This is a genomic window from Rhodococcus sp. 14-2470-1b (genome assembly GCF_002259415.1).
Taxonomy (GTDB): domain Bacteria; phylum Actinomycetota; class Actinomycetes; order Mycobacteriales; family Mycobacteriaceae; genus Rhodococcoides.
Genome location: NZ_NPFY01000022.1, coordinates 228,669 through 245,867 on the forward strand (window position 1 = coordinate 228,669; position 17,199 = coordinate 245,867).

8 protein-coding genes and 1 rRNA gene are annotated in these 17,199 nt (G+C 64.9%); 7 read left to right on the forward strand and 2 right to left on the reverse strand.

Annotated elements, in window-relative coordinates; translation table 11 throughout:
- Window positions 1-87: 87 nt before the first annotated feature.
- Window positions 88-5,556, reverse strand: coding sequence for a carboxyl transferase domain-containing protein (locus CH293_RS17650; RefSeq protein ID WP_094720950.1), 5,469 nt, complete (start codon window positions 5,554-5,556; stop codon window positions 88-90).
- 823 nt (window positions 5,557-6,379) lie between these two features.
- On the opposite strand from CH293_RS17650, the gene CH293_RS17655 reads away from it, so the two are divergent.
- From CH293_RS17655 to CH293_RS17665, 3 genes are all read left to right on the forward strand, one after another.
- Window positions 6,380-11,026 carry an AAA domain-containing protein gene (locus tag CH293_RS17655; RefSeq protein WP_094720951.1) on the forward strand — a complete coding sequence of 1,549 codons (4,647 nt, stop codon included), beginning with the start codon at window positions 6,380-6,382 and terminating at the stop codon, window positions 11,024-11,026.
- A gap of 70 nt (window positions 11,027-11,096) precedes the next feature.
- Window positions 11,097-11,747: an SDR family oxidoreductase gene (locus CH293_RS17660; RefSeq protein ID WP_141217180.1), complete on the forward strand. Its 651-nt coding sequence runs from the start codon at window positions 11,097-11,099 to the stop codon at window positions 11,745-11,747.
- Complete coding sequence (locus tag CH293_RS17665) at window positions 11,740-12,933, forward strand: metallophosphoesterase (RefSeq protein WP_094720953.1); 1,194 nt, start codon at window positions 11,740-11,742, stop codon at window positions 12,931-12,933. Before CH293_RS17660 ends, CH293_RS17665 begins: the two co-directional genes overlap by 8 nt.
- Here the strand turns inward: CH293_RS17665 and CH293_RS17670 are convergent.
- Entirely contained in the window at window positions 12,930-13,805 is an 876-nt protein-coding gene (locus CH293_RS17670; protein WP_094720965.1) for an aldo/keto reductase, read from the reverse strand. The two genes, CH293_RS17665 and CH293_RS17670, sit on opposite strands and share 4 nt — an antisense overlap.
- A 79-nt stretch (window positions 13,806-13,884) precedes the next feature.
- On the opposite strand from CH293_RS17670, the gene CH293_RS17675 reads away from it, so the two are divergent.
- The 4 genes from CH293_RS17675 to CH293_RS17690 all read left to right on the forward strand — a co-directional run.
- Complete coding sequence (locus tag CH293_RS17675; protein WP_255122892.1) at window positions 13,885-14,727, forward strand: Cof-type HAD-IIB family hydrolase; 843 nt, start codon at window positions 13,885-13,887, stop codon at window positions 14,725-14,727.
- Complete coding sequence (locus tag CH293_RS17680) at window positions 14,724-15,254, forward strand: LpqN/LpqT family lipoprotein (RefSeq protein ID WP_037110454.1); 531 nt, start codon at window positions 14,724-14,726, stop codon at window positions 15,252-15,254. Before CH293_RS17675 ends, CH293_RS17680 begins: the two co-directional genes overlap by 4 nt.
- A 69-nt stretch (window positions 15,255-15,323) precedes the next feature.
- Window positions 15,324-16,655 carry a hypothetical protein gene (locus tag CH293_RS17685; RefSeq protein WP_094720954.1) on the forward strand — a complete coding sequence of 444 codons (1,332 nt, stop codon included), beginning with the start codon at window positions 15,324-15,326 and terminating at the stop codon, window positions 16,653-16,655.
- A gap of 450 nt (window positions 16,656-17,105) precedes the next feature.
- Window positions 17,106-17,199, forward strand: a 16S ribosomal RNA gene (locus CH293_RS17690); the annotation flags it as partial.

Consider the following 17,199-nt stretch of genomic DNA (forward strand, 5'->3'; position numbering starts at 1 on the left):
TCGGTCCGTAAAAGCCCGGAAAATGGAGGGCAGCCCGGATACGACTGCGCCCCCTGACCGTTGGTCAGGGGGCGCAGGGGTTGGAGGTTATGCCTGTGCGCGGGCGATGCCTCGTTCGATGGCTGCGATGATTTGTGGTCGCAGTTCGGCGGCGGGGACGATGTGGTCCACGGATCCGACTTGCTGTGCACGCTGGATGTTGTGGATCGCTTCGAATTCCTGCGCGACTTCGCCGAGTTTGGCGTTGCGGACGTCGGCCTTGGTCGAGGCCAGTTCGACGCGTAGGTGTGCGCGTTCGGCGTCGGTGTCGGCTGCGGTGAGCCGGGCTTCGAGTTCCTTCACTGCGTCGTCGGCTGCGGTGCGGGCGTTGACGTCGCGGGTGAAGACGACGGCTGCTGCGGGTGCACCACCGAGGACGGAGGCGAAGGAGCCTTCGACTGCCAGGACTTCCATGTTGTCGTTGAGTGCTCCGGAGAACACCACGAATGCGCCACCGTGGTAGCGGGAGACGACACAGAACACGATGGGTCCGTCGAAGTTGACGATGGCCCTTCCGATTTCGGCACCGTACTCGAGCTGGATGTTGCGCAGCGACTCGGGTGAGCCGTCGAAGCCGGACAAGTTGGCCAGCACGACGATCGGGCGTGATCCGCTGGCCGCGTTGATAGCTCGTGCGGTCTTCTTGGACGAGCTCGGGAACAATGTGCCCGACGTCCACTGGTCCGGCCCGTCGGCGGGGAACCAGCCCTTACGGGGGATGGCCCGGGATTCGATGCCGATGACCGAGACGGGGATTCCGGCGAGGTGTGCATCGAAGACGACGGAGGTGTCGGCGTCGGCCATGTCGGCCCAGCGCTCGAGGACCGAGTGGTCCTGGTCGACGACGGCACGCATGACGGTGCGGATGTCGAACGGCTTCTTGCGGTCCGGGTTGGTGGCGCTGGAGAAGATGTCGCCGACGGTGGTGAAGTCGCTCGACGGGTGCACGTGCGGGTAGCTGCGCACGTCGCGGTCGGTCGGGTCGGCCGTCACGGCGCGGCGTGGGAAGCGTTCGCCGGGCAGCGCGTATGCGTGGTCGTAGTGCGCGAACAGAACTTCCACGGCGGCACGCAGGTTCGGTGCCCAGTACTGAGCCTGGCCGTTCGGTCCCATGACGCGGTCGTAGCCACCGATACCGAAGTTGTCTTCGGCGGAGACACCACCGGAGTAGTCGAGGGACTGCTTGCCGGTGAGCACCATGGCGCTGTCCGGGGTCATCACGAGGATGCCCTTGGTGTGGGCGAGCATGGTCGCTTCGGCGTTCCAGTACGGCTGGGCGCCGACGTTGATGCCTGCGACGACGATGTTGATCTCGCCGCCGCCCTGGGTGAACGTGATGATGCGGCGCAGGCCGCGCGAGACCCAGTCCATGTTCTCGGTTCCGGTCGCCATCGAGATGGTGGCGCCGGAGGACAGTGCGAACCATTCGACGGGTGCGCCGATTTCCTCGGCCAGGTCGATGGCGGCGACGATGCGGGAGCATTCCGCTTCGGCGACGGTTCCCAGTGCCTTGGTCGGGTCACCGAACAGGGCGACGCGGGTGATGCCCTCGGGGTAGCGCTCGCTCGGCGTGGTGACGACGCCGGCGATGATGCCCGCCTTGTTCTTGCCGTACGGACGGTCGACGGCGCCGAATGTGCCTGCTTCGTCGAAGTCGTACTCGGTGAACGTTCCGCCTGCTTCGGTCAGCAGCGGGATCAGCTCGTACGGGTACACGGTGCCGCGTGCCTGCGAACGCTGAACCTTCTGGGTGTACTCGTCGATCGGGCGCAGCGGCTCGGTCGGCTTGTCGGTGACCTTGGCGACGATGCCTGCGCCGGAGCGGTAGGAGAAGCGGATCGCGACGTCGCGGGGGACGGAGTTGACGCCGTCCTTGAGGCGTGCGATCAGCGTGATCTCTTCCAGGCCTGCGCCGATGGTCGACGGCGCGATGTGCCGCGCGATGGTCGCCAGCCGGTCCTCGGGTACGTCGAGCACCGGCCAGACGTAGAGGGTGACGCGGTTGGCGTCGAGGCGCTTCTTTCCTCGCTGTGCCTGGAATCGACGGATGCCGTCGAGGCAGGCCGCTACGGTGCGCTCGATTTCGGGGACGGCGACGACTTCGCCGTTCTCGTCGAGTTGGGTGGTGACGCCGCGGATTTCGGCGAGGGCCATGAGGCGCTCGTCGGACGGATTCTCCTTCGCCTTGAGCTGGAAGAGGTACGTCCCCGGCGTGGCAGGCAGACGCTTGCCGTCGAAGTTCTTCAGGCGCCACAGATCAAGTCGCTGCCCGGTGAGCGGGTGCATGTCGCGAATGACGATGTCCTCGGCGAGCGGTTCGGAGCCGTCGACGTTGGGACGGCGGAACGTCACGTTGCGAACGTCGTCGCCGCAGACGGTGATGGTGATGCGGCGCCATCCACGTGTGCGGGGATGCTCGGACAGCACGGCGTGAATGGTCGACGAGATCTCGTCGCCGTCGGCGGGAGCGTCGGGCCAGGAGAGGTAGAGGTCGACGGCGAGGTGCTCGGGGGTGGGGCCTGCGATGTCGTCGATGGCGTCGAGAGTCGCGCGGAGCTCCGCGAACGACGTTGCGGTGGAGACCAAGTGGAGACGCTCACCGGCGAGTTCGAAGTTGCCGGTGACGAAGTGCTTGCCTTCACGGTCGAACGCCTTGACGTCCTCCAACGTTCGGATCTCGTAGAACTGCCTGGTGATGACCTCGAGCAGTGCGCCCGGGTTCTCGATGCGGGATGCGAGGAGGTCGATCAGTGGTTCCGGCGTCGAGACCAACGCGTCGATCCGTGCGGCGTAGTCGTGGGCGTCGGGGTTCTCGGCGAGGTACTGCAGGCTGCCGCGAACTCCGTCGTAGACCTGATCGCGTGCACGTGCGATCTGCGGGGCGTCGAACAACCGGAACCGCAGGTTGCGGGCGACGTCGCCGATGACCGGGTAGCGGGCCTGGGTGGCGACGATGAGTCGCTCGAGCACGTCGCCGATCGCCGATTCGCTTGCTTGCTGGGCAGCGGAGTCGGTCAGCCAGTGGTCCAGCAACGCAGCGACGACGGGAACCTGGTTCTCGATGCGCTGGAGTGCGAGGAAGACGCGGTAGACGGCCTCTTCGAGCTCGGGGCCGCGTTCCAGATCGCCTGCGTCGTAGTGCCGAAGTGCACGAGAGAGCTTGCTGCGGAACGCATCCGGTAGCCCTTGGACGTCGGCGTCGAGCGAGCCGAGGAACGAGTGGAAGTGCTCACGCGGGGAATGGACACGCTCGTCGGTGTTCTCCTCGTCCATCGTCGGACGATTACGGGAGAGCTCGCAGATGTCGGCGAAGGTGTTGAGCAGAACCAGCTCTGCGTCGACGACGCTGCGGTCGTCGCGGGGAACGTCGGCACGCAGGGTCTCGTACTCGGTCAGCAAGGTGCGCGCACGCGATGCGCTGACGTCGAATCCGGTGATCAGAGCGGACAGTTCCTCGAGCACGCCCAGGGCCTGGCAGCTTGCCGATGCACCGGAAGCGAGATCGACCGTGCGGAACTCCACCCGTGCCGTCTGGCTGGCGGCCTTCTGCTCGCCGGCCTGGTCGACACGCAGCAACGCGGCGCCGGAATCGACCTGGCCGTTGACCGAGGCGAGTACCTCGCGGACCTTGCCTGCGTAGGGGGAGCGGACCGCGGTTTCCATCTTCATGGATTCGAGTACGACGAGGGTCTGCCCTGCCTCCACATCGTCACCGACGGCGACGGGGACGGCGACGACGACGGCAGGTGCGGGGGCGCGGACCAGGCCGGCTTCGTCCTGGCTGATCTGGTGGCTGATGCCGTCGACCTCGACGAGGAAGTGCGCGGCCTGCGCGACGGTCACGACGGAGTATCGGCGGCCACCGAGGACGAGCCGGCTCTCGTATGCGCCGAGGCGTTCGACGTCGACCTGCAGGTCACCGCTGTCACCGTCGACGCGGTAGCTGTGCGGTCCGGTCTGGCCGACGGTCAGCTTGTAGGCCTGACCCTGGTAGCTCAGTTCCACGGTACGGCCGACGGTGTGGCTGGCGCGGGGGCGTCCGCCGCGGGCGGAGGTGAGGAACGACGCACGTTCGTGTGCTTCCTCGGCGTCGTATGCGTCGATGGCCGCGGCGATGATCGCGATGTCGGCTTTTGCCGTCGGGCCTGCGGGGGTGCCTGCGTCGGTGCGGTCGAGCCAGCCGGTGTCGGCGGACGCGGTGATGACCTCTTCCTTGTCGAGCAGGCCGAGCAGGAACGATTTGGTGGTGGTGCCGCCGTCGATGACGACGGTGGTCTCGCGCAGCGCGTTGCGCAGGCGGGCGAAGGCCTCGCTGCGATCGCGGCCCCAGGCGATGACCTTGGCGACCATGGAGTCGTAGTCCGGCGGAATGACGTCGCCCTGTGCGATACCGGTGTCGACGCGGATGCCGGTGCCGAGCGGGAACTTGAGCAGTTCGACGCTGCCGGGTGCCGGTGCGAAGCCGTTGTCGGCGTCCTCGGCGTTCAGGCGTGCCTCGACGGCGTGCCCGAACTCGGAAGGGCAGTCACCTTCCAGTCGATGGCCGCCGGCGACGAGGATCTGAAGCTTCACGAGGTCGATACCGGTTGTGTACTCGGTGATCGGGTGTTCGACCTGCAGTCGAGTGTTGACCTCGAGGAAGGTGAAGATCTTCTGCTCGGGTTGGTACAGGTACTCGACCGTGCCTGCGCCCGCGTATTCGGCCGCGCGGACGAGTTCGGCGGACACGGACCGCAGGTGGTCGGACTGTTCCTTGGTCAGCAGCGGTGAGCTGGACTCTTCGATGACCTTCTGGTTGCGGCGCTGGATCGAGCAGTCGCGCACACCCGGAGCCCAGACGTTGCCGTGGTTGTCGGCGATGACCTGGACCTCGACGTGGCGGGCGTCGGTGACGAGACGTTCGATGAACACGACCGGGTCACCGAAGGAACGTTCTGCTTCACCTTGGGTGCGTTCGAGTGCCAGTTCGAGTTCGTCTTCGTGGAAGACCTTGCGAATACCGCGGCCACCACCACCGGAGCGGGCTTTGATGATCAGCGGGTAGCCGATCGCCTGGGCGTGACGGCGAGCGTCGGCGCGGGTCTCGACGGGTCCGCCGGACCACGGTGCCACGGGGACGCCGACTTTCTCGGCGAGGAGCTTGGCTTCGACCTTGTCGCCGAGCAGGCGCATCGCGCTGGACGACGGACCGATGAAGGTGATGTTCAAGCGAGCGACGATGTCGGCGAACGCCGGGTCCTCGGCGACGAATCCCCATCCGACCCACACCGCATCCGCGCCGGACTCGACGAGAGCGGCCTCGAGCACCTCGTAGTCGAGGTAGGCGGAACCGGACGCAGGCTTACCCAGGGTGACGGCCTCGTCGGCCTGGCGCACGAACATCGCCCGACGCTCTGCTTCGGTGTGCAGCGCGACCGTCCGGATGCCGTAGTCGTGCTCTGCATTGAGTTCCTTGACGGCCCTGATCAGGCGTACTGCCGCCTCGCCTCTGTTGACTACTGCAATCCGCTTGAACAACGTGTCTCTCTTCGTCTCGGGTGAACTCGGTCTGTCTGACGTCGGGCACTACTTTTCGAGCCCGTCGGGTTCTATCAGATCTCAGGTCGGCGCCAGGGCCGATTCATGGATTCTGCATCGTCGTAGTGGTCGAACAGTGCTGTCGTAGTGGTCGAACAGTGCTGTTGTGCGGTCACGCGGTGCCGATGTCTCCTTGCGGTGGCGACCACGCCCGATTCTCCGATCTCGACGGCTTGTACTCGTAGCCCGTCGATATCGGATGGGCCTGTCCGAATGTCGACTTATTCTAGCCGCTCACAGCACGATTGCGATGTCAACTTCCGAGTCGGCCGATGTGACAGATATCGCGTTGTTCAAACCTGTACCACTGCAGGCGATTTCACGATCTATTCGCAATTCCTCTATGAATTGTCACTGAAGACTTGACGGCATACTGGCGAGTAGCGTTGTCGGAGGCCGACTTTCGCGCTGCGAAATGCCTTCGGTTACCGGCCGGTACATTACCAGCGGGTAGGAGTGCAGGAGCTCCCACCCGAGACCGTGTCGCGGGGCTCGGTCGTCCTTCGCGGACCTGTGAGTGTGGCTGACGTCGATCAACGAGCGTTGTGAAGTTGCACGATAGACCCGGCAACAGGTTCGGAGACCATGACCTTTTACCGTCTCGGAGACTATTCTGACGGCTCAGGGCAAGCATCCGACCTGTTCCAGGACGGCCGTTTCGAAGAGTGCAGAGGTAGTGGCAGTGTCGACTTCATCGGTTCCAGGCCGCGGTCATACAGGCGTCGGTCACACAGGCCTCGATGGACAGAACGTGGAAGGCCGAGTGCTTCGGCTGCTGCAGTTCCTGCGGGAGATCGTCACCGCACGTACCGAGCCGACGTTGGACTACGAGGATCACCTTCGGGTTCAGTGGATCGACGGCGAGGCCGGTGCGCTTCGGCTCGACAGGAACGCCGGCGCAGGCGGCGTGGTGTTCCGAGCGGGACGCGTCGACGTCTCCGAGCCACCCGAGCTGCCGGCTCTGCTGAGTGGGCTCGTCGACCCGGCGATGATCGGAGACAGCCGTTACCGCGCGCTCGACCTGGAGGAATCGAAGGACACCGAGGCGGGCTACAGCGACACCGATGCGGATTTCGACATCCGCCGGGCGTACGAGATTCGCCAGGAATTCGCGTCGTACTCGGCCAAGTGGCGGGTCTGGGCGGAGAACGATCGCAAGGTCAGGCCGCAGGCGTCTTTGTACGAGTCCCTGCAACTGATGATGCAGGAAGTCGCGTCGCGGCCGGAATCGGTCGAAGTCGTCGTCGCGTCCGGTCTGCTCGGTCTGGCCGCGACGGATTCCTCGACCGCGGTCCGAACTCACGTCCTGACGCAGTCGGCGACCATCGAGAGGGACGTACGCACCGGGGACCTGCTGGTCACGCTCGCCGCGCACGCTCAACCGCGCCTCGAGGATTCCAGGTTGCTCGCTTCCCACCCGCGATTCGACGTCTCGGGGTCGGTCGAGCTGCAGCAGACGCTCGCGTCGTCGGTATCGTCTCCTCTCGCGCCGTCGGTTCGGGAGTATCTGGTGGATTGGGCTCGGCGTACGCTCGACGTCGACCTGGAGGTGCGGGCCGAGCTTGACCGCCCTGCGACGTTCGGGGTCGCGGACAAGCCGACGATGACGCTCTCCCCGGCAGTGGTGCTGCGCAAACGAGACTCCTACGCCCTGCTGGACTACTACGAGCAGATGATCGCCGAGCTCGGACGAGACGGCGCGACGGCACCCCTCGGTCTCGCCCAGCTGGTCGAGCCCATCGAACCGGCGGATCGGTTGGCGTGGCTGGAGCGGTCGGGCGCGGCGGACCCCCGCGAGATCGCCGAGGACCCGATGTTCCCGCTTCCGGCGAACGCGGAGCAGTCCCAGATCGTGCATCGTCTCGGACGCGACAGTGGGGTCGTCGTGGAGGGCCCACCGGGAACCGGGAAGACGCACACGATCGCCAATCTGATGTCCTCGCTGCTCGCGCGTGGGCAGCGAGTTCTGGTCACTAGTGAGAAATCACAAGCATTGCGTGTGCTGCGGGACAAGCTTCCTCCTGATCTGCAGGAGTTGTGCGTGTCCATCACGGACCTGTCGCGCGGTGGGTCCGAGGAGCTCAGTCGCAGCGTGGCACGGATCGCGGATCGAAAAGCGGCCTACAACGACATCGACGACGCCGAGAAGATCGACTCCCTCGTCGCACGTCGCGCCGAAGCTCTCGCCCGACGCGACGGACTGTTGGATTCGGTCGCCGAGGTACGAGCTGCGGAAACCGTTGTGCACCCGTACATCTCGGACGGGTTCGAGGGGACAGCTGCGACCGTCGTGCGCAAGGTGAGTTCGCTGGAGGGGGCCCACGAGTGGCTGCCGGGCCCCCTGTTCGGTGAGCGTCCACCACTGAGCGGCACCGAGGTCGATCGGCTGCGCCGCTTGATCGCGACCGCACGTGAGGGCAGGGATGCCAGGACTGGACAGGCGCTTCCCGCGCTCGAGACGATGCTGCCCAACTCGGCCGAGCTGAGAGCCCTGTGCGAGCGTGCGAGCGCGACGGCGCCGACGACGTCCGATCAATCCGCTCAGCTGGTCGAATTCCTCGGTGGGGTCGATCCGGCGGCTGCGTTCGACATCCGCAGACTCTGCGAGGAGCTCGACGCACGTGTCCGCGATGTCCAAGAGCTCGACGCCGTGTACCGGCAGTTGACCGATTCGGTACTGTCCGGAGAAGCCGCCCATCTGTGGTCGAGAGTCAGCGGAACAGTGTCGACGGTCGACGTCGCGGCGCAGTCGGACCGTTTCGTCGGCGCGCACGACGTGCGCAGTTCGCTGACGTCGAATGCTGCGTTCCAAGCTCTCGAATCCTTCGCCGTGGCACTGGAATCGGGCTTGGAATGGAAGGGGAGATTCCGCAAGAGCGAGCAGCAGAAGGCCGTCGAGCAGCTGGGCATCGTGGCGGAGGTGGACGGGACGGCTGCTGCCTCGGCCGCGACCGTGCGTCTCGTGGCCGAGCACGTCCGTGCACTCGACATCGTTCGTACCGCGTCGGTTCTGTTGGCAGACTTGGGAATCGCGGTGTCCACGGACGGATCCCGTTCGCGCCAGGTCAACGATCTACAACTTGTCGCCAGCAAACTCGTTCGCGTGTCGGGTGTTCTCCATGCACGTGACGCACTGGTCGAGCGGTTGTATGCAGTGTCTCCTTCTGCTCCGTGGATCCGAACCCTCGACGACGCGCAGAAGTTCGCGGGTTCCGCCGGTGCCATCGCGACTCGTATCGATGCGGACGTCGCGCGCGCCGAGTTGGAGCGGGTGCTGTACGGCGTTGCGGTTCAGATCGACAGTGGTCCGTCTCCGGAAGGCAACGCGCTGGTCGCCGCGATCAGTTCGGCCGACGCCGACGCGGTTGCCGCCGCGTGCGATTCCTACCTTCTCGCCTGCGCCGAGCAGAAGGATCAACTCGAACAGGATGCGTTGTCCGCGAGGCTGATCGAGACCGCGCCTGCGCTGCACGAGCTTGTCGTGGACACCGCGGCCGACCCCGAATGGGACGAGCTGAGTTGGCAGATGTCCAAGGCGTGGGCGTGGCGCCGAGCGCGCGAGTGGGTGTCCGAACAGCACGACTCGGGCCTCGAACACCGTCTCGACGCCGAGCTGAACGCAGCCGAGGCGGATCTGTCTTTTCTCACCGCCAAGCTCGGTGCGGCCATGGCGTGGCGTGATTGCCTCGAACGGATGACGGCCGTGGAAGTTCGTGCCCTGCAGACCTATCGGGAGCACATCTCCGCAATCGGCTCCGGTGCGGGGAAGTACGCGGAGACCTACCGAAGTGCGGCGCGATCGGCTATGCGCGACGCACAGAGTGCCGTGCCGGCGTGGGTCATGCCGCTGCAACAGGTCCTCGCGTCGGTGCCGCCGGTCGCGGACAGCTTCGACGTGGTCATCGTCGACGAGGCCAGCCAGGCGGACATCAGCAGCCTGTTCCTGCTGTACCTGGCTCCGCGGGTCATCGTCGTCGGTGACGACCGTCAGTGCGCGCCGGCAGATGTTCCGCAGACCGGGACCCTCGAGGATGTCTTCACCAGGTTGGACGTTTTCCTCCCCGATCTGCCGGAACACGTTCGCGCAACCCTGACGCCGCGATCGAGTCTGTTCTCGATGCTGCGGACGAGGTTCGGCCAGGTCGTCAGGCTGCGGGAGCACTTCAGATCGATGCCGGAGATCATCAACTGGTCGAGTCAGCAGTTCTACGGTGATTCCCCACTCGTCCCGGTGCGGCAGTTCGGGGCGGACAGGCTTCCACCGCTGCGGCACACGTACGTGGCGGATGCCACCGTCGTCGGCAAGGGCGCGACGCTGGTCAACCGCGTGGAAGCGTTGGCCATCGTCGGCCAGATCGTGAAATGTCTTGCCGATCCCTTGTATCATGGCAAGACATTCGGAGTCGTTGTACTGCAGGGGAGTTCGCAGGTCGACGAGATCCGCAACGAGCTCATCAAACGTATCGGCATCGACCAGTGGGAGGATCGCCGACTCCGTGTCGGCACGCCGCCGGACTTCCAGGGAGACGAGCGCAGCGTCGTGTTCCTGTCCATGGTCGTCTCGCCGAGTCAGCCGTTCGTCGCATTGACGGCAAATCAGTACAAGCGTCGGTTCAACGTCGCGGCGTCGCGTGCGCAGGACCAACTGTGGCTGTTCCATTCGGTCACCGTGGACCGCCTCAAGCGCGCAGACCTGCGCAACAGTTTGCTCGGGTACATGACGTCGGTGTCGCCTGCATCGGTTGTTCCGATGCCGCTCGGCGTAGACGCCGAATCACGCCACACCGATTTCGCGTCGTTGTTCGAGCAGCGAATCTTCGTGGAACTTCGCGATCGGGGTTACCACGTGACTCCGGGAGTCGAGGTGAACAACCGTCGGATAGATCTGGTCGTCACCGGGCAGGCGTCGCGACTGGCGGTCGAGTGCGACGGTGACACGGTTCTGGACAGTCCGGAGCGACTTCGGGCCGACCTCCAGCGCGAACAGGAACTGAAGCGATGCGGCTGGACGTTCTGGCGAGTCCGCGAATCCGAGTACTACCTCGACCCCGACGCTGCCATGAGCAGTCTGTGGGCGACGCTCGCCGCGGGAGGCATCGAACCCGATTCGGTGCACGCCGACCCGGACCCGATCCAGGCGGTGGAGTGGACACCGCTGGACCTCGAACCCCGCAAGGAGGACATCGTCACCGAGGTGGCGTTGCCCGGTCGTGTTCCACGGCCAGCGGACGAGAATCCGTCGTGGAACGGGTGGCTCGGGCGAGCACGTGAGGACGTGGACGTGCCGGCGGAAGCCGTCACCGAGGTGTGGACGATGCCCGCGAATGTCCGCGGCGCGAGTTCCGAGGACGACGGCATCGTCGACGTGGAACTGCCGATCAACGGATTTCACGGTCGCCGACGGTCGTAGCGGCAGGACTGGCGCGTCGTGGCTGTGCGTTAGCGTGGAACACGACCTGTTTCCATTCGAGGGAGTGTTCATGTCCAGAGTTGCCATCTTCGGAGGCCACGGCAAGATCGCACTACGTTTGGCGCCGTTGCTCGTCGCACGGGGGCACGAGGTCGGAGCGATCATCCGTAATCCGGAACACGTGAACGACGTCGCGAATGCCGGTGCCACTCCGGTCGTCGCCGATATCGAGACTCTCGACGTCGAGAAGATCGCTGCGCTGATCGACGGTTTCGACGCAGTCGTCTGGTCGGCAGGTGCGGGCGGCGGAGACCCGAAGCGCACCTACGCCGTGGATCGCGATGCAGCCATTCGGTCGGTGGACGCGTCGGGCCGCGCGGGTGTGTCGCGATACGTCATGGTGTCGTACTTCGGTGCGGGGCCGGACCACGGCGTGGATCCGGGCACTTCGTTCCACGCGTATGCGGACGCCAAAGCCTCAGCCGACGAGTACCTGCGGACGACGTCGCTCGAGTGGACCATTCTCGGGCCGAGTGCGCTGACTCTGGAACCAGGTACCGGTTCCATCACGACGCGTGACGCCGGTGCGACGGGGGCGTCCGTGACCCGCGACGACGTCGCGGCAGCGATCGCAGCGGCATTGGACGACAAGTCGACTGTCGGCCGCTTCATCGAATTCGACAACGGTGACACCCCCATCGCCGACGCGTTGCGTGGGTGATCGGACCGGGCGGCCGGTAGCGGAATCGACCAGGCCACGGCTCGTGCGTCGGCTCACGGTGTCGTCTCTCGTTCTGTTGGTCGTGGTGCTGCTCTTCGGGGTTCCGTTGTGGACGCTGTTCTTTGCAGGTACGGACTGGCCGGCGGCCGTCTCGCTCGCGGGATGTGTCGGAATTCTCGTGGCTGGGACGGCTCTGCCCACGGCGATGGTTCTAGGGCACGCGCGAGGTGACGACCGTGCGGCGCGAGTCGGCGACACGGTGCTCGGCGCTGTGTGGGTGTTGTTCGTGTGGAGTGTTCTGGGGAACCTTGTCGGCGCGGCGTTGGCCGTCGCGGGGATCGAGGATCCTTTCCGCTCCAGGCTTGTCGCGTGCGCGGTCGTGGTCGTCGTGGTTTCGCTGCTGGGGTGGGGGCACTACCAGGCGATGAAGGTGCCCCGTGTCGTCGAGAAGGACGTTCACCTCGAGCGACTCGGCGCGGACCTCGACGGGTTGCGGGTGGTGATGATCACCGACACCCACTACGGTCCGATCGACCGCGCCGCATGGTCGGCGAAGGTAGTGGAGAGAATCAATCAGCTCGACGCCGACGTCGCGTGCCATATCGGTGATCTGGCCGACGGGTCGGTCGCCGCGCGCCGGCATCAGGTGGAACCGTTACGGCACGTTCGTGCTCGGTACGGGCGGGTGTACGTAACCGGAAATCACGAATATTTCGGCGAGGCTCAGGCCTGGCTCGATCACATGGAATCGCTCGGGTGGACAGCGCTGCACAACGACCGCATCGAGATCGGTTGCGGGAGCAGTGCTCTGGTGATCGCGGGCGTCGACGATCGGACGGCGTCCGGCTCGGGGACGGCCGGGCACGGCGCGGATCTGGATCGCGCGTTGGACGGGGCGGACCCGCAGTTGCCGGTCTTCCTGCTGGCGCACCAACCCAAACAGGTCGACGACGCGGTCAGGCGCGGAGTCGATCTGCAGGTGTCCGGACACACTCACGGTGGGCAGATCTGGCCTTTCCGGTACCTGGTTCGGCTGGATCAGCCCACCGTGCGAGGTCTCAGTGCGCACGGTGAGCGGACCCAGCTCTACACCTCGCCCGGTACCGGCTTCTGGGGTCCGCCGTTCCGGGTGTTCGCGCCGAGCGAGATCACCGTTCTGGTTCTCCATGCTCGGACTGCGGGCTAGTCCGGCGCGCCGAGATTCAGCTCGTCGGGGTGTGCTCCAACGCGCACGTTGTCGTCCAAGGTGGCGATCTCGCTGAGGTCCTCTGGCGTGAGCTCGAAGTCGAACACATCGATGTTCTGTGAAATCCGTTCGTCGTGAACGGATTTCGGGATCACGATCAGTCCGTTCTGCAGGTGCCAGCGAATCAACACCTGTGCTGCGGATTTGCCGTGACGCTCGCCGATGGTCGTGATGACCGGGTCGGTGAGCAGGGTGTTGGGCTTGGAGGCTTTGCCCCATCCGGAGTTGCTCGTTCCACCGAGCGGACTCCACGACTCGACGGCGATACCGTGCTGAGCGGCCGTGTCCTTGATCGCCTGCTGCGTGAGATGGGGGTGTAACTCGACCTGATCGACAGCGGGAAGCAGACCGCCGCGGTCGATCAGCAGCTGCAGGTGGCGAGGCTCGAAGTTGCACACTCCGACTGCTTTCGCTTTGCCGGATTCCGCGATCTTCTCGAGCGCCTCCCAGGTCCGAAGCAGTCGATCGTCGTTCTGCAGGGGCCAGTGGATGAGATAGAGGTCGACGTACTCGAGGCCGAGTTTGCTCAGGCTGGTGTCGAAGGCTGCCAACGCGGGCTCGAACCCGTGATCGGCGTTCCACAGCTTGGTGGTCACGAAGATGTCTTCACGCGCGACACCGGCTGACGAGATGCCTCGACCGACGGCTTCTTCGTTGCCGTACGCCGCGGCGGTGTCGATGTGGCGATAGCCGGCTTCGTCGAGCGCGTACCGGACAGCGTGCTCGGTCTCACTGTCGGCTGCCTGCCAGACTCCCAGGCCGAGCTGGGGGATCGTGGTTCCGGAATTGAGGGTCAGGTTCGGAGTGCTCACGCGTTCAAGGCTAGCGCCGTCTGCCGCCCACCATGCCCGCATTGCCGCGGCCGGTGCGAGCGCTGGCATCATCGTGGGTGTGACGGTTCGTTTGCTTGCCACAGACCTCGACGGGACTTTGTTGAATTCGGAGCGTTCTGTTTCGGCACGAACTGCAGCGGCGATGGCCGCCGCCCGCGCTGCCGGGATCGAAGTTGTCTGGGCGTCGGCCCGGGCCAGGCACTCCATCCACGAGCTGGCCCAGTCCTGCGGATTCACGGGCAAGGCGATCGGCGCCAACGGAGCCGTTGTTCTCGATCTCGCCGACGGCACACCCGTCATCTCCGGAACGACGTCCATCGACGCGACTGCCGTCGCGAGGGCGATGACGAGGGTCCGTGACGTCGTGCCGGGGGTCGTCTTCGCGACGGTCGGTGCGACTCGATTCGTGGCCGAGCACGGATACGCCGCGCTGTGCGTATTCGCCGACCACCATCGGCACCCCCACGAGATGGATGTCCAGGCGACGGTTCTGTCGGCCGAGCCGACGGTCAAGATCGTTGCTCGTCACCCTGATCTTCCCAGCGTGGAGCTGTACCGAACGGTGTTGGCCGCTGAGGTCGACGGCGTCGAACTGACCCATTCCGGCGCACCGTACATCGAGATGTCGGCGACAGGGGTGTCCAAGGCCAGCGCGCTGGCGCGGGTGTGTGAGGAATTGGGTATCGATCGGACCGACGTCGCAGCCGTCGGTGACGCGTTCAACGACGTCCCGATGCTCGAATGGGCAGGAACCGCTCTGACCACCGAGAACGCGATGCCGGAGATCAAAGTGGTCGCGGACAGGATCCTTCACTCCAACGACGACGACGGTGTGGCCCGGTACCTGGAAGAGCTGACCGAAGACCGTACAGGACATTCGACAGAAGGAGCACCTTCATGACTTCCGACAGCGGTGAATTGACTGTCGCCCAGTATCTTTCGTCGAACGGCATTCAGGTGACGCCGATCGGGCGCGACGCTGCGGCCGCCCTCGGGGTAGTGGCGCACACCCCGGCCGGATGGGAGGCGGCACCTGCCGAGCAGTTCCCCGGTGCGACGGCCGTGCTCGTCGAGACTTCGTTCGTGGAGAACGGCTTCGCGCCGAACGCCGTACTTCTTGTCGGCAAGCTGTCCACGGCAGTCGATTCCGGTCCGTTGCTCGACTGCAGCTTCACCGATGCTCGACTGATGCCGGGATGGTCCGAGACCTCGGCAAGCGCCGAAGACCTGGGGCCGTGGCCGGCTCGGTTCCTCGCTGGGTCGTTCGCAGCGGAGCAATTGGAGTTGAATGTCACGACGCGGTACGCCGTCCTCGGTGTCGACGAGCAGTATCTGGTGCAGTTGACGGTCACCATCCTGGCCGGCCAAGCCGAGAAACTCGCGTTCGACGTCGCCGCGATCAACGACGGACTGTTCGACTTGGGATAGTCCACCCGCTCTGATCGGACCCGATCGGTGCGACGCACACCCACCGCGCAGTTCACTACAGTCGGACACATGCCGAATCGCACCGGACGCGCACGGCACCTGACGCTGGTGCCGTACCTCCCGACCGAGCCGCGTCGGGAACTCGAATTCGCACGAGCCGTACACGACGTGCCCGCCGCCTGGGTGTCGGGGATCGTGCAGTTGACGCTGCACGTCGAGCTTCTGTCGTACGTCCCGACGGTATGGCGACGTCTGAGGCTTCGTTCGGACCTGTTGCTTCCTGAACTGCATGCCCTGATCCAGGCCGCGATGGGTTGGCGCGACGAGTACTACCGGCTCGATACCGAAACGGAGACGTTCGTCCCGACAACCCGCCGCGCCGGGGGTGACGCAGCCGGCGATCACGTGCGCATCGATGCCGTGCTCGCTCGCCCCGGCGATCGTGCGTACTACCGGTTCGATGACTTACGCGGATTGTCGGTGCAGGTCGTGGAGGTGGATGCAGACATAGACGATCTGAGGCCCACCTGCGTTGGTGCGGAGAACGTGAGCCCGGCTCATGGGGTGATCGACGAGGACGCCCTACCGGGAAGATCTGGTGCGCCGACGGTGGAAGAGATCAACGAACGTCTGCGCGGTGCTCGGGAGGTCCGATCGGCGGAAACTGAAAGTGCAGCTGCATCGGCACTGGTGGCGAGGCTGTTCAGTCGAAGCGGCGCCGTCCCGAAGCCTCGTTTGCTGGAACTACTGCCTCGATGCGAGCTGACCATCGAGAGTTCCGTCGACCTGCCGGTAGCTGAAACCGCCATGACGAAAATGATGTGGCTACTTCGAAAAGTCGGTGATTCCGGCATCGCACTGGCCGGCGGCAGTTTGCCGCCCCGTGTAGTGGAAGCCGTGCGCGACGAGCTGGACTGGGGAATCGGCTGGGTAGGCGACAGTCTCCTCGAAGCCGACCACCACCAAGCAACGGACATGAGGGAAGCCGCGAAGGCGCTGGGTCTCGTCCGCATGTTCAAGGGGGTGCTCGTTCGAACCAGAGTCGGCACCGCATTGGTCGGTGACCCGGTCGGGCTCTGGCACCACTGCGCAGCTCGGCTGCCTCTCGGAAAGCAACCTCACGAACAGGACGCCGGAACGCTCTTCCTGATCGCGCTCGCCGCCTCTGCTTCCCCCGCCCAACGGGACGCGATGATCGTCGAAGTCACGGGTGCACTCGACTGGGTGACCGGAGACCACGGCGCATTCGAAGCGCAGAAGATCGCGCACCCGACCGTTGCGTTTCTGGATCTGATCGGTGCACACGGGCCGTTGTTCTATCTAGGCGGTGGGGGAGCGGAGTCCCCGATCTGGGCTCGACGGTTCGCCCGGGACGCGCTTCGGACCAGCCGACGCCCCTGACCAGGCGATTTGGAGTTCGGCGACTCGTCGCGTAACTTTTGTCGAGTCAGAGCGACACGGACACCGACTCCAGCCGAGAGGCCGGAGACAACGAGGTTGTACGGTAGCTTTTGATTGGTTTGTCCCCCAAGAGTCGGAGTTTGCTTCCGAGACCAAGCTGGGATAGGCTGGAACAGTTGCCCTTGAAGCTGGCAGGCGTGAGTCTGCGGGTGGAGAGTGTGTGCGTGTTCTTTGAGAACTCAACAGTGTGTCGATGAATGTCAGTGCCGAATGTTTTTGGTGCTCATGCCTTTTGGGGTGTGGGTGTGACATCTTCTTGCTTCATTCTTCCCGTCTGGGGTGAGAAGATTTTTTGTAATGCTAGTTGAGTTTTTTTGCTAGTGATTTGGACTTGATGTCATTTGACTGATTGCACTGTCTTCTTTTGGGGGATGGTGGGATTGCAAGTCTTTTACGGAGAGTTTGATCCTGGCTCAGGACGAACGCTGGCGGCGTGCTTAACACATGCAAGTCGAGCGGTAAGGCCTTTCGGGGTACACGAGCG

Coding starts and splice junctions, on each gene's coding strand:
- CH293_RS17660 (WP_141217180.1), top strand. CDS start 11,097: ATGTCCAGAGTTGCCATCTTCGGAGGCCACGGCAAGATCGCACTACGT.
- CH293_RS17685 (WP_094720954.1), top strand. CDS start 15,324: ATGCCGAATCGCACCGGACGCGCACGGCACCTGACGCTGGTGCCGTAC.
- CH293_RS17680 (WP_037110454.1), top strand. CDS start 14,724: ATGACTTCCGACAGCGGTGAATTGACTGTCGCCCAGTATCTTTCGTCG.